Source organism: Nonomuraea sp. NPDC050663, from assembly GCF_044456985.1.
In the GTDB taxonomy this organism is placed as follows: Bacteria; Actinomycetota; Actinomycetes; order Streptosporangiales; family Streptosporangiaceae; genus Nonomuraea.
In genome coordinates, this window is sequence record NZ_JBITGL010000015.1 from 227,611 (window position 1) to 248,677 (window position 21,067).

At 71.4% G+C, this 21,067-nt stretch carries 28 protein-coding genes; 10 read left to right on the forward strand and 18 right to left on the reverse strand.

Translation table 11 applies throughout. The features are described from left to right. Positions 1–11: 11 nt before the first annotated feature. The 4 genes from menC to ACIBH1_RS36545 form a co-directional block, all read right to left on the reverse strand. On the reverse strand, positions 12–1,109 hold the full coding sequence (gene menC / locus ACIBH1_RS36530) for an o-succinylbenzoate synthase (protein WP_397318594.1): 1,098 nt from the start codon (positions 1,107–1,109) through the stop codon (positions 12–14). Then, positions 1,106–1,897: a GNAT family N-acetyltransferase gene (locus ACIBH1_RS36535; protein ID WP_397318595.1), complete on the reverse strand. Its 792-nt coding sequence runs from the start codon at positions 1,895–1,897 to the stop codon at positions 1,106–1,108. Before ACIBH1_RS36535 ends, menC begins: the two co-directional genes overlap by 4 nt. Positions 1,898–1,971: 74 nt before the next feature. After that, positions 1,972–2,352, reverse strand: coding sequence for a DUF5655 domain-containing protein (locus ACIBH1_RS36540; RefSeq protein WP_397318596.1), 381 nt, complete (start codon positions 2,350–2,352; stop codon positions 1,972–1,974). Positions 2,353–2,361: 9 nt separating this feature from the next. Further along, positions 2,362–2,787, reverse strand: a complete 426-nt coding sequence (locus tag ACIBH1_RS36545; RefSeq protein WP_397318597.1) for a hypothetical protein — start codon at positions 2,785–2,787, stop codon at positions 2,362–2,364. Between the two features lie 161 nt (positions 2,788–2,948). On the opposite strand from ACIBH1_RS36545, the gene ACIBH1_RS36550 reads away from it, so the two are divergent. The 3 genes from ACIBH1_RS36550 to ACIBH1_RS36560 are packed head-to-tail and all read left to right on the forward strand — an operon-like array spanning position 2,949 to position 4,380. Further along, positions 2,949–3,284, forward strand: coding sequence for an ArsR/SmtB family transcription factor (locus tag ACIBH1_RS36550; protein ID WP_397318598.1), 336 nt, complete (start codon positions 2,949–2,951; stop codon positions 3,282–3,284). Further along, entirely contained in the window at positions 3,281–3,757 is a 477-nt protein-coding gene (locus ACIBH1_RS36555) for an SRPBCC domain-containing protein (protein WP_397318599.1), read from the forward strand. The genes ACIBH1_RS36550 and ACIBH1_RS36555 overlap by 4 nt, the downstream gene beginning before the upstream one ends. Beyond that, positions 3,754–4,380 carry a dihydrofolate reductase family protein gene (locus tag ACIBH1_RS36560; RefSeq protein ID WP_397318601.1) on the forward strand — a complete coding sequence of 209 codons (627 nt, stop codon included), beginning with the start codon at positions 3,754–3,756 and terminating at the stop codon, positions 4,378–4,380. The genes ACIBH1_RS36555 and ACIBH1_RS36560 overlap by 4 nt, the downstream gene beginning before the upstream one ends. On the opposite strand, the gene ACIBH1_RS36565 is transcribed toward ACIBH1_RS36560, so the two are convergent. After that, on the reverse strand, positions 4,377–6,905 hold the full coding sequence (locus ACIBH1_RS36565) for a tetratricopeptide repeat protein (protein ID WP_397318602.1): 2,529 nt from the start codon (positions 6,903–6,905) through the stop codon (positions 4,377–4,379). The two genes, ACIBH1_RS36560 and ACIBH1_RS36565, sit on opposite strands and share 4 nt — an antisense overlap. A 116-nt stretch (positions 6,906–7,021) precedes the next feature. Between ACIBH1_RS36565 and ACIBH1_RS36570 the strand changes: the two genes are divergently transcribed. Further along, positions 7,022–8,278 (forward strand): MFS transporter, encoded by a 1,257-nt coding sequence (locus ACIBH1_RS36570; RefSeq protein WP_397318603.1) that lies wholly within the window; start codon positions 7,022–7,024, stop codon positions 8,276–8,278. 145 nt (positions 8,279–8,423) lie between these two features. Next, complete coding sequence (locus ACIBH1_RS36575; RefSeq protein WP_397318604.1) at positions 8,424–8,600, forward strand: hypothetical protein; 177 nt, start codon at positions 8,424–8,426, stop codon at positions 8,598–8,600. Between the two features lie 6 nt (positions 8,601–8,606). Here ACIBH1_RS36575 and ACIBH1_RS36580 read toward each other — a convergent pair whose 3' ends face one another. The 7 genes from ACIBH1_RS36580 to ACIBH1_RS36610 form a co-directional block, all read right to left on the reverse strand. Continuing rightward, complete coding sequence (locus ACIBH1_RS36580; protein ID WP_397318605.1) at positions 8,607–9,290, reverse strand: DUF981 family protein; 684 nt, start codon at positions 9,288–9,290, stop codon at positions 8,607–8,609. Between the two features lie 87 nt (positions 9,291–9,377). Next, positions 9,378–9,956, reverse strand: a complete 579-nt coding sequence (gene amaP / locus ACIBH1_RS36585) for an alkaline shock response membrane anchor protein AmaP (RefSeq protein WP_397318606.1) — start codon at positions 9,954–9,956, stop codon at positions 9,378–9,380. Further along, positions 9,953–10,504, reverse strand: coding sequence for a DUF6286 domain-containing protein (locus ACIBH1_RS36590; RefSeq protein WP_397318608.1), 552 nt, complete (start codon positions 10,502–10,504; stop codon positions 9,953–9,955). Before ACIBH1_RS36590 ends, amaP begins: the two co-directional genes overlap by 4 nt. Positions 10,505–10,509: 5 nt before the next feature. Next, complete coding sequence (locus ACIBH1_RS36595; RefSeq protein ID WP_397318609.1) at positions 10,510–10,872, reverse strand: hypothetical protein; 363 nt, start codon at positions 10,870–10,872, stop codon at positions 10,510–10,512. Beyond that, complete coding sequence (locus ACIBH1_RS36600; RefSeq protein ID WP_181610802.1) at positions 10,869–11,057, reverse strand: hypothetical protein; 189 nt, start codon at positions 11,055–11,057, stop codon at positions 10,869–10,871. The genes ACIBH1_RS36595 and ACIBH1_RS36600 overlap by 4 nt, the downstream gene beginning before the upstream one ends. Before the next feature lie 9 nt (positions 11,058–11,066). Further along, positions 11,067–11,333 carry a hypothetical protein gene (locus ACIBH1_RS36605; protein ID WP_397318610.1) on the reverse strand — a complete coding sequence of 89 codons (267 nt, stop codon included), beginning with the start codon at positions 11,331–11,333 and terminating at the stop codon, positions 11,067–11,069. After that, entirely contained in the window at positions 11,330–11,812 is a 483-nt protein-coding gene (locus tag ACIBH1_RS36610; RefSeq protein ID WP_397318611.1) for an Asp23/Gls24 family envelope stress response protein, read from the reverse strand. The genes ACIBH1_RS36605 and ACIBH1_RS36610 overlap by 4 nt, the downstream gene beginning before the upstream one ends. 209 nt (positions 11,813–12,021) lie before the next feature. On the opposite strand from ACIBH1_RS36610, the gene ACIBH1_RS36615 reads away from it, so the two are divergent. From ACIBH1_RS36615 to ACIBH1_RS36625, 3 genes are all read left to right on the forward strand, one after another. Beyond that, entirely contained in the window at positions 12,022–13,392 is a 1,371-nt protein-coding gene (locus ACIBH1_RS36615; RefSeq protein ID WP_397318612.1) for an FAD-dependent oxidoreductase, read from the forward strand. 71 nt (positions 13,393–13,463) lie between these two features. Continuing rightward, entirely contained in the window at positions 13,464–13,808 is a 345-nt protein-coding gene (locus ACIBH1_RS36620; protein ID WP_397318613.1) for a metalloregulator ArsR/SmtB family transcription factor, read from the forward strand. After that, the gene (locus tag ACIBH1_RS36625) at positions 13,805–14,806 is read left to right on the forward strand and encodes an ArsO family NAD(P)H-dependent flavin-containing monooxygenase (protein ID WP_397318614.1); all 1,002 of its coding nucleotides are present in this window, start codon (positions 13,805–13,807) and stop codon (positions 14,804–14,806) included. The genes ACIBH1_RS36620 and ACIBH1_RS36625 overlap by 4 nt, the downstream gene beginning before the upstream one ends. Here ACIBH1_RS36625 and ACIBH1_RS36630 read toward each other — a convergent pair. Both ACIBH1_RS36630 and ACIBH1_RS36635 read right to left on the reverse strand, forming a co-directional pair. Further along, a complete protein-coding gene (locus tag ACIBH1_RS36630) occupies positions 14,793–15,473 on the reverse strand; it encodes an aquaporin (RefSeq protein WP_397318615.1) in 681 nt (226 codons plus the stop codon). The genes ACIBH1_RS36625 and ACIBH1_RS36630 overlap by 14 nt on opposite strands. Beyond that, on the reverse strand, positions 15,470–15,817 hold the full coding sequence (locus ACIBH1_RS36635) for an ArsR/SmtB family transcription factor (RefSeq protein ID WP_397318616.1): 348 nt from the start codon (positions 15,815–15,817) through the stop codon (positions 15,470–15,472). Before ACIBH1_RS36635 ends, ACIBH1_RS36630 begins: the two co-directional genes overlap by 4 nt. A 48-nt stretch (positions 15,818–15,865) precedes the next feature. On the opposite strand from ACIBH1_RS36635, the gene ACIBH1_RS36640 reads away from it, so the two are divergent. Beyond that, positions 15,866–16,267: an arsenate reductase ArsC gene (locus ACIBH1_RS36640; RefSeq protein ID WP_397318617.1), complete on the forward strand. Its 402-nt coding sequence runs from the start codon at positions 15,866–15,868 to the stop codon at positions 16,265–16,267. On the opposite strand, the gene ACIBH1_RS36645 is transcribed toward ACIBH1_RS36640, so the two are convergent. From ACIBH1_RS36645 to ACIBH1_RS36660, 4 genes are all read right to left on the reverse strand, one after another. Next, on the reverse strand, positions 16,264–17,058 hold the full coding sequence (locus tag ACIBH1_RS36645) for a GNAT family N-acetyltransferase (RefSeq protein ID WP_397318618.1): 795 nt from the start codon (positions 17,056–17,058) through the stop codon (positions 16,264–16,266). The genes ACIBH1_RS36640 and ACIBH1_RS36645 overlap by 4 nt on opposite strands. A gap of 6 nt (positions 17,059–17,064) precedes the next feature. After that, a complete protein-coding gene (locus tag ACIBH1_RS36650) occupies positions 17,065–17,388 on the reverse strand; it encodes an ArsR/SmtB family transcription factor (protein ID WP_397318619.1) in 324 nt (107 codons plus the stop codon). A 62-nt stretch (positions 17,389–17,450) separates the two neighbouring features. Then, positions 17,451–18,287, reverse strand: a complete 837-nt coding sequence (locus tag ACIBH1_RS36655; RefSeq protein ID WP_397318621.1) for an aldo/keto reductase — start codon at positions 18,285–18,287, stop codon at positions 17,451–17,453. An 83-nt stretch (positions 18,288–18,370) separates the two neighbouring features. Next, on the reverse strand, positions 18,371–19,396 hold the full coding sequence (locus tag ACIBH1_RS36660; RefSeq protein WP_397318622.1) for a LacI family DNA-binding transcriptional regulator: 1,026 nt from the start codon (positions 19,394–19,396) through the stop codon (positions 18,371–18,373). A 234-nt stretch (positions 19,397–19,630) separates the two neighbouring features. Here ACIBH1_RS36660 and ACIBH1_RS36665 point away from each other — a divergent pair, with 234 nt between their 5' ends. Beyond that, entirely contained in the window at positions 19,631–20,950 is a 1,320-nt protein-coding gene (locus ACIBH1_RS36665; RefSeq protein ID WP_397318623.1) for an extracellular solute-binding protein, read from the forward strand. Positions 20,951–21,067: the final 117 nt, after the last annotated feature.

Below are 21,067 nucleotides of genomic sequence, written 5' to 3' on the forward strand. Positions count from 1 at the left end.
TGGTAGTTGGGCTATACGGTCACCCAGGTCGTCGAGACCGTCACCTCGTCGAGCAGCTCAGGAACGGGGCAGACGCCCAGACCTGGGCCGGTCGGCACGGTCAGGTGGCCGTCGGCGAGCTCGAACGGCGGCGTGATGTCGGTGCGGAAGTACCTGTCGGAGGCCGAGGTGTCACCGGGCAGAAGGAAGCCGGGCAGCGCGGCGAGAGCGACGTTCGCCGCCCGGCCCAGGCCGGTCTCCAGCATGCCGCCGCACCAGACGGGCACGCCGTGGGCCGCGCACACGTCGTGGATGCGCCTGGCCTCCAGATACCCGCCGACCCGTCCCGGCTTGATGTTGACGATCTGGCAGGCCTTCATCGTGATCGCCGCGGCGGCCGCCCTGGCATCGACGATGGACTCGTCGAGGCAGATCGGGGTCCGCAGCCGCCTGGCGAGCTCGGCGTGGCCCGGCAGGTCGTCGTCGGCCAGGGGCTGCTCCAGGAGCAGCAGGTCGAAGGCGTCGAGCCCGGCCAGATGCCCCGCGTGGTGCGGGCTGTAGGCCGCGTTCGCGTCGACCTGGAGCGGGATGTCGCCGAAGCGCTCGCGCACGGCCCTGACCGGCTCGATGTCCCAGCCGGGCTCGATCTTCAGCTTGATGCGCTTGTAGCCCGCCTCCAGGTAGCCGCCGACCGTGTCGAGGAGCTCCTGGACGGTGTTCGTGATGCCCACCGAGACGCCGCACGGGACCTCGGTCCTCGTCGCGCCGAGGGCGTGGCTCAGCGGCTGGCCGTGGGCGCGCAGGTCGGCGTCGAGGATCGCCATCTCCAGGGCGGCCTTGGCGGTGCGGTGTCCCTTGAACTCCGCCAGCGCGGGGGCGACGTGATGCGCGCTGCGCACGTGCTTGACCGCCGGGATCAGGTGGCGCGTGAGAACGTCGGCGGCGGCGTGGGTGTACTCCGAGGAGTAGAGGGGCGCGGTGCCCGCGCCGCACTCGCCCCAGCCCTCCGCCTCGTCGGTGACGGCACGCAGGAGTACGGCCTCGCGGACGGTCTCGGTGCCGAAGCTGGTGCGGAAGGGGGTGACCAGCGGCATGCGGACGGTGCGGACCTCGACTGCGGTGATCTTCATGCTCTCTCCACGATGTACCAGCCGGTGCGGTCGAATCCGGCGATCCTGCCGCCGTCGGCGAGAAGGCCGCCGAGCGTGTCACGGAGGGCCGTGCGCCAGTCGGCGGCCAGGCCGGGGGAGTGCTCGCGCATGGTCTCGACGTCGTCGGGGACGGCGATCCTCACCGTGCGCGCGGTGGTGTGACGGCTCTCGGGGCCGCCGTCGTGCCCGGCCGCCAGCAGGGCGGGAGTCGACCCGGCGCCGGTGTGCCGGATCTTGCCCGCGCACGCGGCCTGCACGTCGGGCGATTCGAGGCGCCAGCGCACGAACAGCCGGTCGGTGGGGTCGCCGCGGTTGATGTCGTCGTCCATCGGGCCGTAGAAGTCGGGAAGGTACTCGGTCGGCTCGGCCGCCAGCTTGACCAGGTTGAAGTAGGCGTTGCGGCGGACCAGCGGGTCGTAGGTCCACCAGATCTCGCCCGCCCCGCGGGCCAGGGCCCACTCACGCTGGTGCAGCTTCAGCGCGAAGCCCACGCTGCGCCCCCGCGCCCGCGCCGCCACTCCGGCGATGTGACTGTGCAGCGCCTCGCACGCCGGGGGTGCGAAGAATCCGAAGCACGCCCCGACCAGCTCGCCCTTGTCGAAGGCGCCGCTGACGTAGCCGCCCGCCTTCGCGAGGGCGCGCAGGAAGTCGGCGGTCACCGGAGGGTTGCTCGCGCCCGTCCGCCAGATGTGTTCGTACAGGCGTCGCACGGCCTCGAGGTCGCTGACGCTGTCGAGGAGGCGGATGTCTTCGATCACGCCGGTCATGGTTTCAGCAGGTGGGGCGGGCCAGCTGGTCGAGCCGGACGAAACGGGGCGGTCGGTTCCGTCCGCGCGGACGACTAAGGGTTGCTCGCGAGGTGACGCCCCTGGCCCACGTCGTAGGCCTCGCGGATCCAGCCGGCGAAGGTCTCGTCGAGCTCGGCCGGGTCGCTGATGCGGAACGCGTGGACGAAGAGGCGCTTGGTGTAGGGGCTCACGTTGGTGACGCGCGGGTCCGTGACGGCTCGTTGGAGGTCGAAGTAGCCACGGAGCCCGCGCGCGTCGAGCTTGGCGCCGGCGAATCCTCGCCGGGTGCCCTTGAAGGTGATCGCCGACTTGGACACCGCGTAGGTGAACGGGCCGCAGTCCTCTACCAGGCGCACGAGGCGGTGGTAGAGGTCGACGGAGGCGTCGGGCTTCCCGGCGAGGTGATCGTCGACCGTCCAGATCCTGTGCTCCATGGTCGGAATCTAGCGGCCACCACCGACAGAATCGGCGTCCAGCGCGGCGGCGATCTTGCCGGCCATCACGGCGGCGGTGGGGCTGGGCTCGCCCTTGTGGGCCCGGGCGGCGGAGTCGACGGCGACCAGGACGGCCTGGCGGAAGTCGTCGGCGGCGGCCGGGTCCTGCTGCTTGAGCAGGGCGACGGAGGCGGTCAGGGCGGGCAGCACGTGGTCGGCCATGGCCGCCGCGGTCCTGCCCTCGATGCGGACGCCCGGCTTCTTCTCGGCGAGCACGTGCCCGACCGGCCCGGTCGAGGCGTACAGGGACAGGGAGCCGGCGGTGGCGGCCTTGTGGGGCGCGCCGGCCACGTCGGCGGCGGCCAGCAGTGCGACGGCGCCGTAGGCGGCGGAGCGGATGGTGAGCTTGTCCGAGGCGGTGAGGGTGACAGACATGGTGGTGAGCTCCTGTGTTCGGTGGTGCGTTTCTCGATGGGTCTACGATCGCGCGCCGGACTGACAGCGGGCTGTCGCCGGGCTGACATGCCCGCTGATACGACCCCGCTCCAATAGTTAGCCCTTGCGCTAACTATTGGGAGTCGCTAATACTTAGCCTCATGGCACAGTATTCGGCCCAGCTCGACGACGTGTTCGTCGCCCTCGCCGATCCGACCCGCCGGGCCGTCGTCCGGCGGCTCGGCCACGCGCCCACCAGCGTCGGCGACCTCGCCCGCGAGTTCCCGATGACCCTCCCGTCGTTCATGAAGCACGTGCGCACGCTCGAATCGAGCGGGCTCATCCGCACGGTCAAGCAGGGGCGGGTGCGCACCTGCGTGCTCAACCGCGAGCGGCTCGGCCTCCTCGACGACTGGCTCGCCGAGCAGCGCCGCGTCTGGGAGGAGCGCACGGACCGCCTCGAAGAGTTCGTCACCGATGAAAGGAACGAGCCGTGAATCCCGATCTCGACCTAGCACTCCAGCGCGTCATCCGCGCCCCGCGCGCCACCGTCTGGCGTGCTTGGAGCGACCCTTCGAGGCTGGCGAAGTGGTGGATACCCGCGCCGGCCCGCTGCCTGGTGGACCACCTGGAGCTGCGGCCCGGCGGGGCGTTCGTGACGCGGTTCAGCGAAGAGGGCACCACGTTCGTCCCGCACCTGGACGCCTGTTTCCTCGACGTCGAGGAGCTCGAGCGGCTCGTGTTCACCAACGCCGTCGACAGCACCTGGCGTCCCGCCGCTCCCGACCCGGTCTCGATGACGGCCACCATCACCATGAGCGACCACCCGGACGGCACCGACTACCGCATGCTCGTACGGCACGGCGACCCCGAGTCGCGCGCCCGCCACGAGAAGCTCGGCTTCGCCGACGGGTGGGGCACGGTCGCCGCCCAGCTGGCCGCGCTCGTGGAAGGCGGCGACAGGTCATGAAGATCACCATCACCGAGTTCGTCACGCTCGACGGCGTCTGCCAGGGGCCAGGCTCGGCGGACGAGGACACCAGCGACGGCTTCACCCAGGGCGGCTGGCTGGTGCCGTACATCGACGCGGCGTTCGTGCAGCGGGTCTCGGGCTGGCTCGACCTGGCCGACGGCCTGCTGCTCGGGCGGCGCACGTACGAGGCTTTCGCGCGAGACTGGCCGAAGATCACCGACCCGGCCGATCCGTTCGCCGAGCGCATGAACTCCCTGCCGAAGTACGTCGTGACGAACACCCTGAGCGAAGGAAGCTGGAACCCGACGACCGTGCTCGGCGGCGACCCGGTCGAAACGGTCGCCGAGCTGAAATCGCGGCCAGGGCGCGAGCTCCAGATCCACGGCAGCGCCCGCCTCGGCGACTCGCTGCTCGCCGCCGGCCTGGTCGACACGCTACGTCTCGTGGTCGCCCCCACCGTGCTCCGCGCCGGCCGGCGCCTGCTGGCCGGGCCGGGCGCCACGTCCGGGCTGCGGGTGGTCGGGCAGGAGGCCACGCCGGGCGGGCTGCTGCTGCTCGAATACGAGGTCACGGGGCAGGCGCCGCGCGGCGAGTACGAAGGCGTCGCGGCGTTCGTCTAGGCGATGCCGTCGAGCTTGGCCCGGATCGGGCCCGCGTCGGGGTGGTCGAGTCCGGTGAGGATCGCCAGCGCCTCGTGCCAGGCCTCGCGGGCGGCGGCGAGGTCGCCCGTGTTCCGGTGCAGGTCGCCGAGGAAGCCGAGCGTCTCGGCCGTTTCATACCGGTCGTCAAGCTTCCGGTACAGCTCCAGCGCGCGCCGGTGGGCGGCGACCGCCTCGTCGTGCTGGCCGAGCCGCCCGCGGATGTAGCCGAAGGTGCCCCACACGCTCGCCTGGCCGTACCCGAATCCGAGGTCTTCGCACAGCTCCAGGGACGTACGGCTGAGCGCGAGCGCCCGGTCGTATTCGCCCAGGAGCGCGTGATAGCGGCCGATCGTGTTGAGCGCCCTGGCCTGCCCGAGCCCGTACCCGGCCGCCCGCCACAGCTCGTTCGCCCGGACGGCATGTTCGAGGGCCTCGGCGAAGCGGCCCTGCAGTTCGCGCAGGTCGGCGAGCTTCAGGTGGGCGTGGGCCTGCCCGTGCTCGCCGCGCAGCCGGGTCGCGAGGTCGAGGACATGACGCAGATGGACCTCGCAGTCGCCGAGGCGGCCCAGCCGCATCGTGACGCGGGCGAGGATCCGGTGCGTGAGGTACCGGGCGGTGTCGTCGCCGAGCCGTTCGGCGGCGGCCGACGCGGCCGAACCGGCGGCGGCCAGTTCGTGCCAGAGCCCGAGCCGGTCCAGGTACTCGGTCATGCTCCACGCCAGCCGCCACGCGTGGGCGTCTCGTCCGGTGTCGCGGGCCAGCTCGATGGCGGCCAGGAGCACGGGGTGTTCCGCCGCGAACCAGGCCGACGCCTGCCCGTGGTCGGCGAAGGTCTCGGGAGCGGCCCCGGCCCCGGCGTTGCCCGCCGACTCCCAGTAGGGGTTCAGCAACAGCGCCGCGTCGTGCGCGGTGCTCAGGTAGTGGTCGAGGATGCGATCGACGGCGGCGCGGCGTTCCTCCCCGGGATCGGTGTCGGCGCAGCGCGCGGCGGCGTGGTCGCGGACGAGGTCGTGGAAGGCGTGGCGGCCCTGGCCGGTGCCGCTCAGCAGGTTGGCCTGGCTCAGCAGGTTGGCCTGGGTCAGCAGGTTGGCCTGGGTCAACTCCAGCAGCAGCGCCTCGGCCCGTGCGAGCGGGCGGGCGGTGAGGCTCGCGGTGACGGCGGCGGTGAAGTCGGGGCCGGGATGCAGGCCCAGCAGCCGGTAGGCGCGGGCGGCCTCGACGGTCAGGTGCCGGTAGGAGTGGTCCATGGCGGCCGCGACCGTGGTCGCCGGGTCGGCCGGTGAGGTGGCCAGGCGCCGGAGCGGGTCCTCGGTCAGCGACCGGGTGTAGGCCGCGACCGGCGTGCGCCGCGGGTGGTGGTGAGTCAGGTAGCCGGCCGCGGCGATGTGGAGGGCCAGCGGCAGGCGGCCGCACGCGGCGGCGAGCGCGGCCAGATCCTCGTCGCCGGCGTCCCTGGTGGCGAGCCGCCCCAGGAGACGGCGCAGCAGCGCCGAGGCTTCCGCGGTCGTGAGGCTCGCCAGCTCCAGCTGGTCGATGCCGGGATGGGTGGCCGCCAGCCCGGTCAGCCGGTGGCGGCTGGTGACGATGGTCAGACAGGCCGAGCCGGTCGGCAGGAGCGGGCGGGCCTGCGCCTCGTCGTGGGCGTTGTCGAGGACGAGCAGGAGGCGCCGGGCGGCCAGGGTCTGCTGGTAGAGCGCCGCGAGCGCCTCATGGTCGGCCGGGAGGTCACGCGGCTGGACGCCGAGCTGCGCCAACGCCCTGGTCATCGCCTCGGCCGGATGGGTGGGCGCGGTGTCGGCGTAGCCGCTCAGGTTCAGGTACAGGCATCCGCCGGTGAACGTCGCCTGGACGTGCCGGGTGCGGGCCCAGTGCACGGCCAGTGCCGTTTTGCCGACGCCGCCGGGCCCGGTGAGCGCGGCGATGACGGCGGACCGGCCCAGGGCGTGGTCGCGCAGGAGCCGGTCGAGCCGCCTGAGCTCGGCGCCCCGGCCGGTGAAGGAGCGGTTGCCGGCCGGCAGGGCCCTGGCCGGCCAGTCGCGGTCGGGCTCCCTGGGGTCAAGGGCGGTTCCGGTCAGCCGGCGGCGGATCCGGTCGAGCTGGAGCCGCTGGCGCAGGTGCAGCCCCAGGCGGGGACTGCTGAGCAGCAGGTCGAACCGGTCGGGTTCGTCCCCGACCGGGGGCCTGGGCAGGTGTTCGCCGCGTAACCAGTAGTAGATCGTGCTCATGCTCACCCCGTCGGTGTCGTCGGCGATCTGCCGTACCGAGCAACCGGCGGCGGCGATGCGCTCTCGCAGCCAGGCCCCGAGCTTGGCGGGTGTGTCAAGGTGCGCGAACTCGCCGGCCTCCTCGTCCGCCCGGCGCCCGGCCAGCCAGGAGCGCACGGTCGCCTCGCTGACGCCGAGGTCGCGGGCGGCGGCATCCGGTTGCAGCCCGGTGGCCGCCAGGTGCGCCGCCAGCCACGCGCCGAGGCTGCTCACGAGGTCGGAACTGGGCGCATCGGTCACGGAACCGCGGACTCCACGGGGATTGGGGTGGATTCCAACGTATTCCAACCCTTGCTTCCCGGCAACGCGGCGGCTCAGTTCAATGGCCACCACCAGCCGCCGTCCCGGGGAGTCCCATGCCAGAGCGCACAGCGAGGTTCCGCGACGTGCTCGCCGTCGGCGAGTTCAGGGTGTTGTGGATCGCGCAGGTGCAGTCGCGCATCGGCGACCAGTTCGCGCGCGTGGCGCTGGCTCTGCTGGTCTTCGACCGGACCTCGTCGGCGGCGCTGACGGCGCTGGTGTACGCCATGACGCTGCTGCCGCCGCTGCTCACCGCACCGCTGCTGGCCGGGCTCGCCGACCGGTACTCGCGCAGGGCGGTCATGGTGACCGTCGACGTGGCGCGGGCGGCCCTGATGGCGCTCATGGCGATCCCCTCGCTGCCCCTGCCGATCCTCGCCGCCCTGGTGTTCGCGGTGACCTGCCCGCAGCCGCTGTTCTCGGCCGCCCGCACGGCCACCACTCCCAGGGTGCTGCCCGACGAACGGTTCCCGGTCGGGGTGAGCATCATGACCGCCACGGACGGCATCGCGCAGATCGCCGGCTTCACGCTCGGCGGCGTGGTGATCGGCGCGTCGGGCAGCCCGCACCTGGCTCTGGCGATCAACGCGGTCACGTTCGCGGCCTCGGCGGCGATGTTGCGCTGGGGCATCCGCGCGCACCGTCCGCGGCCCGAGGACCCCGGACGGACCGCCGGAGGGTTCGCCCTGGCCGGCATCCGGTACGTCACCGGCGACCGGCGGCTGTTCGGGCTGGCCGCCGTGGTGTGGTTGTTCGGCTGCTACGTCGTCCCCGAAGCGCTGGCCGCGCCGTACGCCGCCCAGATCGGGGCCGGCGAGGCGGCGGTCGGCTCGCTGATGGCCGCGGACGTGATCGGCGGGGCCGTCGGCGCGGTGATCGTGGCCAGGTTCGGGGCGGTGCTCAGGCGACGGCTGACGGTCCCACTGGCGGTCGCCTCCGGGTTGCCGCTGATCGCGACGGTGACCGGGCCCGGCCTGCCCGTGACGCTCGCGATGTGGGCGCTGTCGGGTCTGCTGGCCAGCTACGTGGTGCTGGCCCAGGTCGAGTTCACGCAGCTCGTGCCCGATGGGATGCGGGCCAGGGCGATCGGGTTCGCGGCCGCGGGCCTGCAGACCGCGCAGGGTCTCGGCATCGCGGCGGCCGGGGGACTGGCCGAGCTGGTGCCGGCCTCGGCGGCGATCGGCGTGTGCGCCGCGGCGGGGTCGATCGGGGCGCTGGTGATCGGCGCGGTGTGCCGCATTGGACGGGCGGCGGACGGGGAGCCGCCGTCTTCTGTCGTCGAGATGTCCGGGAGGAGGGATCGGCATGCGTGACCGCGAATACGGGCGCCAATACGGGCGCGACAACGACTGGCAGTAACCGCGGCCGGAACGATGCGGTCGGGGATGATATTTGTCATCCCCGACCGCTGACTGCGGAGACTGCTGCGGTCCCTGCCACCTCTGCGAAGGTTGGGACATGAGCACGAACGGCACCTTCAACCCGGCCCTCCTCTTCCCCGTCTTCCTCACGCTCGGCGTGGCCGTCGGTAGCGCCCTGGGCCATCTGTCCGCCGGCGTCGGGGTCAGCCTGGTCGTGTACGCCTTCATCGTCGGAAGCGCCATGCGCAGGAAGGCCAGGAGCGCCACCGCCTGACGAGACCTACATGGTGTTCACGATCAGACCGATGTGGGTGAAGTAGTTGAGCGCCCCGAAGAGCGTGAACGCCAGCCCTGACAGCCCCCAGCACCACCCGATGACCTTGGCCAGGCCGCCCGGCCGTACCAGGGCGAAGGGCAGGAGCACCGCTCCGACGCCCACCAGGACGTACAGCCCGGAGATGAAGGTGGCCTCCACCAGCGGGTAGTCCGCGAGGAGCCCGGAGATGGGCTCCTGCGGCGGCGCCGCGAAGAGGGTGTAGGTCCAGCCGGCGGCGGCGATGCCGAAGCACGCGAGGCCCATCGCCGCCGCGAACCACGACACGGGCCGGGCGACGGCGACGACGTGCTCGGCCAGGTCGGCGCTCTCGCGCAGGGCGAGCCCGCGCTTCCACAGGTAGAGCGCGGCGGCCAGGAGCATCACGCCGAAGGCCAGCGACGGCTCGCCGAAGATGATGTTGTCGAACGGGAAGCCCTGCCCGGCCAGCGGCCAGGTGAGCGTCATGTGCAGCCCGGTCGTGGTCAGGATGGTGCCGAGCACGCCGAAGGCCAGCGCGTATCCGGTGAGCCCGTCGGTGCGGCCCCTCAGCAGATCACGCCCCAGCGCGACCATGAGGAGCAGCCCGATGCCCGCCGCCACCGCCATGATCGTGTTGTAGGTGGGCATCTGGGTCCAGTCGATCTTCATGCGACCAAGGTGGTGCAGTTCGACCGCTGTGACCAGCTATGACGCCGGTGTTAGGAAGAATCTTGACTTAATGGGACGAGCCAGGTTCTAGTGAACGACGCGTTCCGGCGGCGGGGCGGGGGCGAGGCTGACCGTGGCCACGGTGGGCAGGTGCTCGGCCTCCAAAGCGGTGCGCATGTGCGGGATGGCCACCGTGGCCAGCCGGTCGATCACCTCGCCGATCGGCGCCCGCTCGTCGGCCACCACACGCAGCCGTACCTCGGGGTGCTCGGAGTCGCCCGCCAGGTCGGCGCTGGCGTTGAGGACCAGCGGGCTGGCCGCCAGCTCGGCGGCGGCGGCCTGGGCCACCCCTGACGCGGCGACCTCGGTCGTCCCGCCGGGCGAATCCACCAGGAACGTCCGCACCGTCTCGCGGCGGGCCTGGACCAGGAGCCAGCGCACGCACAACACCGCCAGCACGATGGCCGCCGCCGCGACCAGCACCCAGACCCACGGCTGGGAGAAGGCGGCGAGAACCGGCTCGTTGACGAGCGGTGTGTCGGCGGGCGCCCAGCTCTGCGGCATCGCCCGCAGGCCGCGGGCCAGCCCCAGCCCGCCCAGGACCAGCAGCAGCAGGCCGACCAGGGCCAGGCCCCACCGGTTGCCGCGGCGCGTCTTGCCTGTCACGTCTCCTCCTTGGTCGTGACGGTGACCCGGTAGGGCTCCACCGGCCGGAGCGCGGCCACCCTGGCCTGGACGGCCTGCCGTACCGTCTCCGACAACTCCGCGTCGTTCCAGCCGGAGGTGCCCGCGGTGACGGAGACCGTGTTGCCGCGCACCGAGGCGGTCGCCGCGCGGACTCCTGGCACCTCCTCCGCTGCGTGGGCCAGCGCACGGGCGAAGCTCTTGGGCGGGATGCCGATGATCAGATCGGGATCGTCGGTGCGGACCGGCATCAGGCGCGGCTGCCCCGGCCGCAGAGCGGTCACCAGGAGCACCAGGCCGAGAGCGGCCACGAGCCCGAAGGCGATCAGCACCATCGGATCGGACCACGGCGTCGTGGTGGCCCAGCCGTACACGCCGTCGTAGTCGACCAGCCGCGCGGGACTGCCCAGCAGGGACGAGATCACCTCGATCGCGACGACGATCCCCAGGGCGGCGAGCAGGATCGCGACGATGACGGCCGGGACCGTCCGGCGCGGGCGGAAGGCGTTGCGGGCGGCGCGGTCGCTCACGGCACTCATGAGACCGCCCCCGCTCCGGACCCTTGCGAGGTCACCGTCAGGCTCGCCACCTTCAGGTCGACCCGGGACACGCCGAGCCCGGTCAGCTCGGTGATGCGGGACGCGACGTGCTGCCGCAGCCGCTCGGCCGTGGTGCGGATCGGGGCGGGGTAGGCGATCGCCACCGTCAGCCGGATCGTGGCGAACTCGCCGGAGACCGTCCCGCCGGAGGAGCCGCCCCAGGGCAGCCCGCCCGCCTGGTTCTCCAGGCTCACCCCCGCCACCTCGCCCGCCACCACGCGGGCGAGCTTCGACACCACCCGGTCGCTGACCTCGGTACGTCCTCTGACCTGAGCCGGCGCGGCTACGAGTGTCGTCATCGCCGCCTCGCCATCAGCGACGACAGGTCCACCTCTCCGCCCTCGGCGATGCGGCCGACGAAGAATCCGACGGCGCCCAGGACGAGCACGAGCAGGAAGGCGCCGAGCCCTCCGAACGCGCCGGCCAGGCCGAGGATGATGCCGGTCGCCATGCCGATGAGCGGCAGGGTTGGGAACGAGTTCATGTGAGCCTCCTAGATGTCGAGGTCGTCGATGGTGACGTTCACCGGGCGGCCGTCCACCAGGTCGCCGACGAGCAGCCGGATCTCGTCGGCGACGGCCGGCAGCGGGTCGCCGAACCGGGCCACGATGGCGATGTCGACCTCGTGTTCGCGTACGGCGACGCCGGTGAGCCGCTCTCCGGGCAGGTAGGTGGCCACGGTGCCGAACGGCCCGCCCGACAGGCCTGCCACGCCGGGGCAGGCCAGGACCCGCTCGGCGATGGCCCTGGCATCGGTCACTGGACCCTGGGCTCCGGCTCGGGCTCGTCGCTCGTGTCGTCGGAAGGCAGGCGGACGTCGTCGACCTTGATGTTGACCTCGGTCACCTCCAGCCCGCACATGCGCTCGACGGCGCCGATCACGTTCTGGCGTACAGCGGCGGCGAGGTCGGGTATGGCGGTGCCGTACTCGATGACCAGGTCGATGTCGATGGCGGCCTGCTTTTCCCCGACCTCGACGGACACGCCCTGGGTCACGTTCTTGTCGGCGCCGACCATGCCGCGGACGGCGTTGAACGCGCGGGCGGTGCCGCCGCCCAGGTCGTACACGCCCGCGACCTCGCGCGCCGCCAAGCCGACGATCTTGGCCACGACGGCGTCCTCGATGCTGGTCGTGCCCTTGCCGGTGACGAGTCCCTGGTCGTCCTTGGCCCTTGCCCGCGGGATCGCGCTGGGCCCCTGGTCGGCCTTGGTGGCCATCGTGTCGGTCGTGTCGGTCATGAGAAGCCTCCACTTTGTGGGTGTGCTAGCTCAGATGCCCGAACAACCGGCACAAATCGCCCCCTATCTGCAGTTTTGGGAAGATATGGGCGAGTTAATGAGAAAACCGGACCATCGCGGTTAGATGAACTTCTAATTTGACATCCTTCAAAGCATCGTGGCAGTCTTGGGACTACTTCGACAGACCTCTAAGCAGTAGGAGACCCGAGATGAGCTGCTGCGGCACCACGGCCGGCCTCGAACTGGAGCTTTCCGCTCCGCACCCCGGCGACCTCCCCGTGGTCGTCATCGGCGCCGGCCCCGTGGGGCTGGCCGCCGCCGCCCACCTGGCCGAGCGCGGACTCGACTTCCTCGTCCTGGAAGCCGGCGACCAGGTCGCCGCCTCCATCGCCAAGTGGGGCCACGTCCGGGTGTTCAGCCCGTGGAAGTTCAACATCGACGCCGCCGCCAAGCGCCTGCTGGAGGGCGACGGCTGGACCGCGCCCGACCCCGAGTGGCTGCCCACCGGCGCCGAGATCATCTCCGACTACCTCGCCCCGCTCGCCAAGCTGTTCGCTGAAAAGGTGCGCTTGAGCAGCCCGGTCACCGCGATCAGCCGCCTGGGCCACGACCGCGTGCGCACCAACGGCCGCGAGGACGCTCCGTTCGTGATCCGGCTGGCCGACGGCGCCGAGATCCACGCCAAGGCCGTCATCGACGCCTCCGGCACCTACGAGACCCCCAACGTCCTGGGCGCCAACGGGCTCCCGGCGTACGGCGAGGCCGAAGCGGGCGACCTCATCGACCACGCCCTGCCCGACGTGCTCGGCGCCGACCGCGAACGTTACGAGGGCAAGCACGTCCTGGTCGTCGGCGCGGGCCACTCGGCGGCCACCACGCTGCTCGGCCTCGCCCAGCTCTCCGCCGACACCCGCATCACGTGGGCCATCCGCGCGGGCAACGCCACCCGCACCTACGGCGGCGGCGCGGCCGACGCCCTCCCGGCCCGAGGCGCCCTCGGCACCCGCCTGCACGCCCATGTCGAGTCGGGACGCATCCAGCTGCTCACCGGCTTCCACGCCCACGCCATCGAGGGCGACACCGTGATCAGCCAGGACGGGCAGCGGATCACCGTGGACCGCGTCGTGGCCGCCACCGGCTACCGCCCCGACCACACCATCGCCTCGGAACTGCGTCTCGACCTGGACCCCATCCTCGGCTCCACCCGCGCCCTGGCCCCGCTGATCGACCCCAACCAGCACTCCTGCGGCACCGTCCCCGGCCACGGCGTCGACGAGCTCACCCACCCGGAGCCCGGCTACTTCGCGGTCGGCGTCAAGTCCTACGGCCGCGCCCCGACCTTCCTCATGGCCACCGGCTACGAGCAGGTCCGCTCGGTGGTCGCCGCCCTGGCCGGCGACTGGGAGGCCGCCCGCGAAACCCACCTCGACCTGCCCGAGACCGGCGTGTGCTCCTCCAACCTGGCCGAGGCCCAGGAGATCAGGGTGGGCCTGGCCACCGGCATCAGCGGCGGCCTGCTCGCCACCCCGCTCCCGCTCGCCACGGTCTCCGCCTCCAGCGGCGGCGGCTGCTGCGGCTGACCACCCTCGACGAGTACGGCATGCGCCTTCTCCGTCTATAGTTTAGACAGCTGTCTAATTAGGAGCCTGTCATGAGCCTCGAGTGCTGCGCCCCGATCGCACGCGAACCGCTGTCGGAGAGCGACGCGGCCGAGCTGGCAGCCCTGCTCAAGGCCGTCGCCGACCCGGTGCGGCTGCGCCTGCTGTCGATGATCGGCTCCCACGCGGGCGGTGAGGCGTGCGTGTGCGACCTGACCGGCTCGTTCGACCTGACCGCGCCGACCATCTCGCACCACCTCAAGATCCTGCGTACGGCAGGCCTGATCGACGGCGAGCGGCGCGGCACCTGGGTGTACTACCGGATCATCCCCGAGACCGTGAACAAGCTGGGCGAGCTGTTCACCCCCCTGGCCCGCAGGGAGACCGTCGACGCATGACCGACGTGGTCGTCATCGGCGCGGGCCAGGCCGGGCTCGCCGCGGGCTACTACCTGCGCCGCGCGAAGCGTGACTTCGTCATCCTCGACGCGCAAGAGCGGCCCGGCGGGGCATGGCGACACCTGTGGCCCTCGCTACGCCTCTTCTCGCCCGCGCAGCACAGCTCGCTGCCGGGCCGCATGATGCCCGTCCCCGCCGACGGCGGCTACCCGACGGCCGGCGACACGGTCGCCTACCTGACCGACTACGAGCAGCGTTACCAGCTGCCCGTCGAGCGCCCCGTGAGCGTCCGCGCGGTCAGGCGCGACGGTGACGCCCTGCTGGTGGAGAGCGATCGCGGCTCCTGGCGGGCGAACACCGTCGTCAGCGCCACCGGCACCTGGTGGCGCCCCTACGTGCCCCACTACCCGGGCGCCTTCGGCGGCCGGCAGCTCCACACCGTCAACTACCGGGGCCCGGAGCCGTTCGCGGGCAAGCGCGTGGTGATCGTGGGCGGCGCCAACTCCGGCGCCCAGATCCTCGCCGAGGTGTCGACCGTCGCCGAGACCACCTGGGTCACCCAGCGCCCGCCCCGGCTGCTGCCCGACGAGCTGGACGGCCGGGCCCTGTTCGAGCACGCCACCCGGCGCATCCACGGCGAGAGCGGCGGCGACCTGGGCGACATCGTCGCGGTCCCGCCCGTTCGTGACGCGCGTGATCGGGGGGTGCTCAAGGCCGAGCCGATGTTCGCCCGCCTGACGCCCGACGGGGTCGCCTGGGCGGACGGCTCGTCGCTGCCGGTCGACGTGATCATCTGGTGCACCGGCTTCCGCCCGGCGCTGGGCCACCTGGCCCCGCTCAAGCTGCGCGGACCCGACGGGCTCATCCCCGTCGACGGCACCCGCGCGCTCGGCGAACCCCGCCTTCACCTGCTCGGCTACGGCGACTGGACCGGACCCGCCTCCGCCACCCTGATCGGCGCCAGCCGTACGGCCAGAGAGCTGATCAGGAGGCTCTGACCCGCTCCGGCGTGGACCGGGCGAACAGGCCGCGGACCAGCAGCAGGCCGACCACCCCGCCGATGAGCTGAGCGACGACGAAGCCGGGCACCGACGCGGGCGCGATGCCGGCGAAGCTGTCGGTGAAGGCGCGGCCGATCGTGACGGCCGGGTTGGCGAAGCTGGTCGAGCTGGTGAACCAGTAGGCGGCGCCGATGTAGGCGGCGACCGCCGCCGGGGCGACGGCGGTCCGACCGGAGCGGACGAGGGAGAAGATCACCAGCACCAGGCCCGCCGTGGCGACGACCTCGCCGAGCCACAGGTACGGCGCGGCGCGATCGTGGGTTGACCAGGTGATCGCGGGCCTGCCGAACATGAGGTTGGCCAGGACCGAGCCGACGACGCCGCCGAGCACCTGAGCGGTGAGGTAGCCGCCGAGCTCGCGCGAGGAGATCTGGCGGCCCTGCCACCACGCGGCCAGGGAGACGACGGGGTTGAAGTGGGCTCCGGAGACCGGTCCGAGGATGAGGATCAGGACGGCCAGGCCGAGGACGGTCGCCGTGGAGTTCTGGAGCAGCTGCAGGCCGGCGTCGCCGGGGGAGAGGGACTGGGCCATGATGCCGGAGCCGACGACCACGGTGACGAGCAGCGTGCTGCCGACGAACTCGGCCAGGAGGCGGCGTCTCACCGCGCGGCCTGCGAGGGGAGCTGGAGCAGGGACGACAGCTCGGCGAGCCGGTCGGGGACGATGCGGTAGTAGACCCAGGAGGCGCGGCGTTCGGAGGTGAGCAGGCCGACCTCCTTCAGCACCTTGAGGTGGTGGCTGATCGTCGGCTGCGACAGGTCGAAGGCGGCGGTCAGGTCGCACACGCACGCCTCGCCGCCCTCGTGACTGGCGACGATCGACACGATGCGCAGCCGTACCGGGTCGCCGAGGGCCTTGAAGGCCTTCGCCAGCCCGGCCGCGCGCTCGGGCCGGAGCGGCTCACGGGCGAGTGGCGAACGGCAGTCCAGGACGGTCGACGGCTCCACGTGCTCCCCTGATATTGATGTTCATCGATTTCGACTATCGTCAATATAGTGAACCCCAGTGTCTTGTTCGTCTGCGTGCACAACGCGGGACGCTCCCAGATGGCCGCCGGGTGGCTCTCCCACCTGGCCGGTGACCGTGTCGAGGTGCGCTCGGCCGGGTCCGCGCCCGCGGCCTCGGTCAATCCCGTCGCCGTCGAGGCGATGGCCGAGGTCGGCATCGACATCACCGGACAGCGGCCGAAGATCCTCACTGTCGACGCCGTCGAGGCCTCCGATGTGGTGATCACGATGGGGTGCGGTGACGCGTGCCCGATCTTCCCCGGCAAACGTTACGAGGACTGGCAGCTCGACGACCCGGCGGGCCAGGGCATCGAGGCGGTCAGGCCGATACGTGACGAGATCCGCGCCCGGGTCGAGAAGCTGGTCGGCGAACTGAGCGCCACCCCCTAGCCGACCGCCGGGCTGCGGCGCTCCAGGAAGATCACGTCGCGCCACACACCGTGGTGGCGGCCGATGCGCTCGCGGGTGCCGACCGTCCGGAAGCCGAGCGCCTGGTGCAGGGTGAGGCTGGCGGCGTTCTCCGGGAAGACCCCGGACTGGATGGTCCAGACGCCGCGGTCCTCGCTGGCGGCGATGAACGTCGTCATCAGCGCCCGGCCGATCCCGTGCGCCTGGCAACCGGGGTGCACGTAGACGCTGTGCTCGACGACGCCGGAGTAGACGCACCGGCCGGAGACCGGCGAGGCGGCCACCCAGCCCAGGACCCGGCCGGTCTCGGTGTCCTCCGCGACGTACCCCAGCACCTTGCCCTGGCTGAAGGCCTCCCAGGAGGGCGCGGTCGTCTCGAACCCGGCGTTGCCGGTGTCGAGCCCGGCCTGGTAGATGGCCAGCACCTGCGCGCCGTCCTCGTCACGCATGGGCCGGATGACCATGCCGGTGCAGGCGTCGGGCTTGCGCGCCTCGACGACGGCCGGGCGCCCCTCGGCCAGGGTGATCGAAAGCCCGACGAAGCCGGCGCGCTGGAGCAGCCGACGGTATTCGCCGACGTCGCTGACCGCGTCGCTGACCGCCAGTCGCCCGCCCTTGCGCAGCACGCGGAACAGCTCGGCGAACAGCGCCGCCCTGTCGGCGGCGGGATCGATCACGCGGTCGGAGACGACGGCGTCCACCCACAGGTCAGGGAGGGCGTCGACGGGCCCGGTCTCCAGCCTGTGGACGATGTCCGATTCCCCGTCAGTCATGGTTCCTCACTCACACGAGGGTGTCGCCGGGACGGGGTTGCCCATCACCACGTCGGCGGCGGTAGGGAAGCAGCTCACGCATGCTTCGTTGATCCGGTACAGGCTCGACGTCCCCCGGTGCTCCACCAGGACGAAGCGCACCTCCGAGAGGATCTTCAGATGGTGGGACACGGTGGACTGGCCGATCGACACCGCGGCGACGATCTCGCCGACGGTCATCGGCTGCTTCTGCCTGGCCAGGAGGGACACGATCTGGATGCGGGTGGCGTCGGCCAGGGCCTTGAACCAGCTCGCGTACTCCTCGGCCTGGGCTCTCTCCAGGGCTTTCATCGTTAATTGACGATAATCGATTAAAGGTGGAAAGGGAAGCCGCCGGACGACTCCGGCCTTCCTCAGGAGACGTCGAGCCGGGCCAGTTGCTCTGCGCTGAGCCGCAGCTCCACCGCGGCGGCGGAATCGATGATCGATTCGGGACGGCTGGCGCCCGGGATCGGGATGACGACCGGCGACTTCGCGAGCATCCAGGCCAGGCACACCCGCTGCGGGCTGACCCCCACCTCCGCGGCCACCTCCTCGAACGCGGTGTGCCGCCCGCCCAGCCCGCCCGCCTGCCGGGCCCCGCCCAAGGGGCTCCAGGGCAGGAACGCCAGCCCCAGCTCATCGCAGAGCCGCAGCTCGGGCTCGCTCGAACGGAACCGGGGCGAGAACTCGTTCTGAACGCTCACCAGGGCGTCGCCGAGGATGCTCCGGGCCAGTCTGATCTGGTCGGGATCGGCGTTCGACAACCCGAGCATGCGGGCCTTGCCCGCGTCGTGGATCTCCTTGAGAGTCCCCATCGCCTCGGCGTAGTCGACCTTCGGGTCGGGCCGGTGGTGCTGGTAGAGGTCGATCTGGTCCACGCCGAGGTTCTTCAGGCTGGCATCGACGGCCCTGCGCAGCCCGGCAGCCGAACTGTCGAGCCCCCAGCCGCCGTCGGTGTCGCGGGTGTGCCCGCCCTTGGTCGCGACCAGCACCTCGTCCCTGACGCCGAGCCGATCCAGCAGGGCCGCCACCAGCTGCTCGTTGGAGCCCATGATGTCGGCGCCCCGGTCGGCCGGGCCGTACGCGATCGCGGTGTCGATCAGCGTCACCCCGGCGTCCAGCGCCGCCCGCATGGTCGCCTCGGCCCGCTCCATGTTCGCGGCGGGGTCGTCGAGCTGCATCGCGCCCAGTCCGATCGCGCCGACCATGGTTTCGCCGATTCACCGAGTTCGCATGGACCCAGCATGGCACGCCCGAACCCGTCGCCCGGAGCGCGGGGGTGCGGCCCCAGTCAGGTGCTCTGGGAGCCCCCGCGGTGCGCGGCCGTGCTTCCGCGGGGTGTCAGACGCGCCGTCTGGTCCTCGAACGCGGGAACGTGCTCGCCCGCCGTGAGCGCCAGCAGCCGCTGGGCGGCGTGCGCGCCGTAGGCGGGGATGTCGCGGCTCAGCGCGGTGAGCGGCGGGTGCACCACCTGCGACAGCGGGGAGTCGTCCCAGGCCACGATGGACAGCTCGCGTGGCACGGCGACGGACATCTCCTGCGCGACCGACAGGCCCGCCACGGCCATGATGTCGTTGTCATAGATGATCGCCGTGGGGCTGGAGCCGGAGCTGAGGAGCCGGCGGGTGGCGTAGGCGCCCTCTTCCCCGGAGTAGTCGGTGTGGACGATCGTGTGCTCGACGTGCGGGCCGCACGCCTCCCGGAAGGCCGCGTCGCGCTGCGCCGTGTGCACGAGCTTCGGCAGCCCGGCCACGCGGGCGATGCGCCGATGCCCGAGGGCGATCAGGTAGTCGACGGTCTCGCGCGTGGCCTCGCCGTCGTCGGACCAGATCGACGCCAGCGAGCGGGATTCCGACGGGTGCCCGATCACGATGGCGGGCATGCGCATCTCCTCGAGCGCGAGCACCCGCTGGTCGTTGAACTGCAGGTCGACCACGAACGCTCCGTCGATGCGGCCCTCGCCCCACCAGCGGCGGTAGACCTCGATCTCGGCGCTGTGATCGCTCACCACCTGGAGCATCAGGGAGTAGCCGCGGGCGGCCAGCTCGCCCTCGATGCCGCTGATCAGCTCCATGAAGAAGGGCTCCATGCCCAGTGTCCGGGCGGGGCGGCACAGGGCCAGTCCGAAGCAGCGTGCCTGCGCGCTGTTGAGGGCCCGGGCGGCGTTGTTGGGACGCCAGCCGATCTCCTCGGCGATCGCGATGATGGCGGACCGGGTGGAGGCCGACACCCCGGGCCGTCCGTTGAGCGCGTAAGAAACCGCCACCTTCGACACACCTGCACGCTGAGCGATGTCCGCAATGGTCGGCCGCTTCATCGAACTCCTTACTTAACCGATAAGTGGATCCTAATCCGTCCGCCTACCGTCGCCGCCTGCGAGCCCGGGTGTTTCCGCCGCGTTCCAGCCTGGAGATGAACCGATAAATCGACGATCTATAAGTCCTGATTTAGCTGGTAGAAGCCGTGTTTGCGGTCATCCGTTGACATCGTTGTCGTAGCGCTCGTATGGTCACATCACTTTCCCGGTTAAGGAGAATGGACAGGAGGAGCCGTGGCTCATCGCGTGGCGACCGCCGTACTGGCCGCATGCTTGGTGGCTGTCGCGGGTTGCGGCGGGCAGAACGAACCGGCGGCGACGGGGGCCGCCCCAACCGCGCAAACAGACCCGAACCAGATCACCGGCACCATCACGGTGCTGACCAACCGCACCGACCAGGTGGAGAGCGGGCAGGCAGACAAGTACGCGGCGGAGTTCAACAAGATCTACCCCAAGGTGCAGGTCGAGTTCGAGGGACTGACCGACTACGAGGGCGAGGTCAAGATCCGGATGAGCTCCGAGGAGTACGGAGACGTCCTGTCGATCCCCAACACCGTGAAGGTCAGCCAGTACCCCACCTTCTTCGAGCCGCTCGGATCGGCCGAGGAGCTGTCGAAGAAGTACGACTTCACCGACCGGGCCACCGTCGACGGCCAGGTGTACGGCATCGCCAACATCGGCACGGCCCAGGGCTTCGTCTACAACAAGGCCGTCTGGGAGAAGGCGGGCGTCAAGGAGTGGCCGAAGACGCCGGAGGAGTTCCTCGCCGGCCTCCAGGCGATCAAGGACAAGACCGACGCGACGCCGTACTACACCAACTACAAGGACATGTGGCCGCTGACGATGTGGGGCCACGCGCTGGGCTCGGTCGGCTGCGACGCGGCCGCGGGCGACAGGCTCGCCGGCACCGACAGCCCGTGGGCGCCCGGCCAGCCCCTCCACGTCGCCGACAAGCTGCTGTTCGACGTGGTGGCGAACGAGCTCACCGAGGCCGACCCGAACACCACGAACTGGGAGGAGTCCAAGAACCTCATCGCCAACGGCAAGATCGCCACGATGGCGCTGGGCTCCTGGGCGGTCGTGCAGATGAAGGAGGCGGCGACCAAGGCGGGCCAGAACCCCGACGACATCGCCTACATGCCCTTCCCGAGCCAGACCGGCGGCCAGTTCTGCACGTCGGTGCGTCCCGACTACCAGTACGCCGTGAACGTGCACTCCAAGAACAAGCCGGCCGCCAAGGCCTGGATCGAGTGGTTCATCACCAAGTCGGGCGACGCGCAGGCCGCGCTGTCGATCTCGTCGGTCAAGGGCGCCGCCCTGCCGTCGAGCCTGACGCCGTTCGAGGAGGGCGGGGTGAAGTTCGTCTACATGGACGACAAGCGCGCCGAGCAGGTCGACACGATCGACAAGGCGTCGGAGATCGGCCTGGGCTCGCCCGACTACCGGCAGAACATCGTCGACGTGGCACGCGGCGCGGCCAAGGGTGACCTGAACGGCATCTTCGCCGACCTGAACAAGAGGTGGGCCGAGGCTAGGGCGACCGTTGGCGAGTAACCGGACGGTGGTGGGGGGGGGGGGGCCCCCCCGCCCCCCCCCCCCCCCCCCCCCCCCCCCCCCCCCGGCGGGGGGGGGGGGGTTTTAACAACTGGGGTTTAAAGGCCGGGCCCCGGG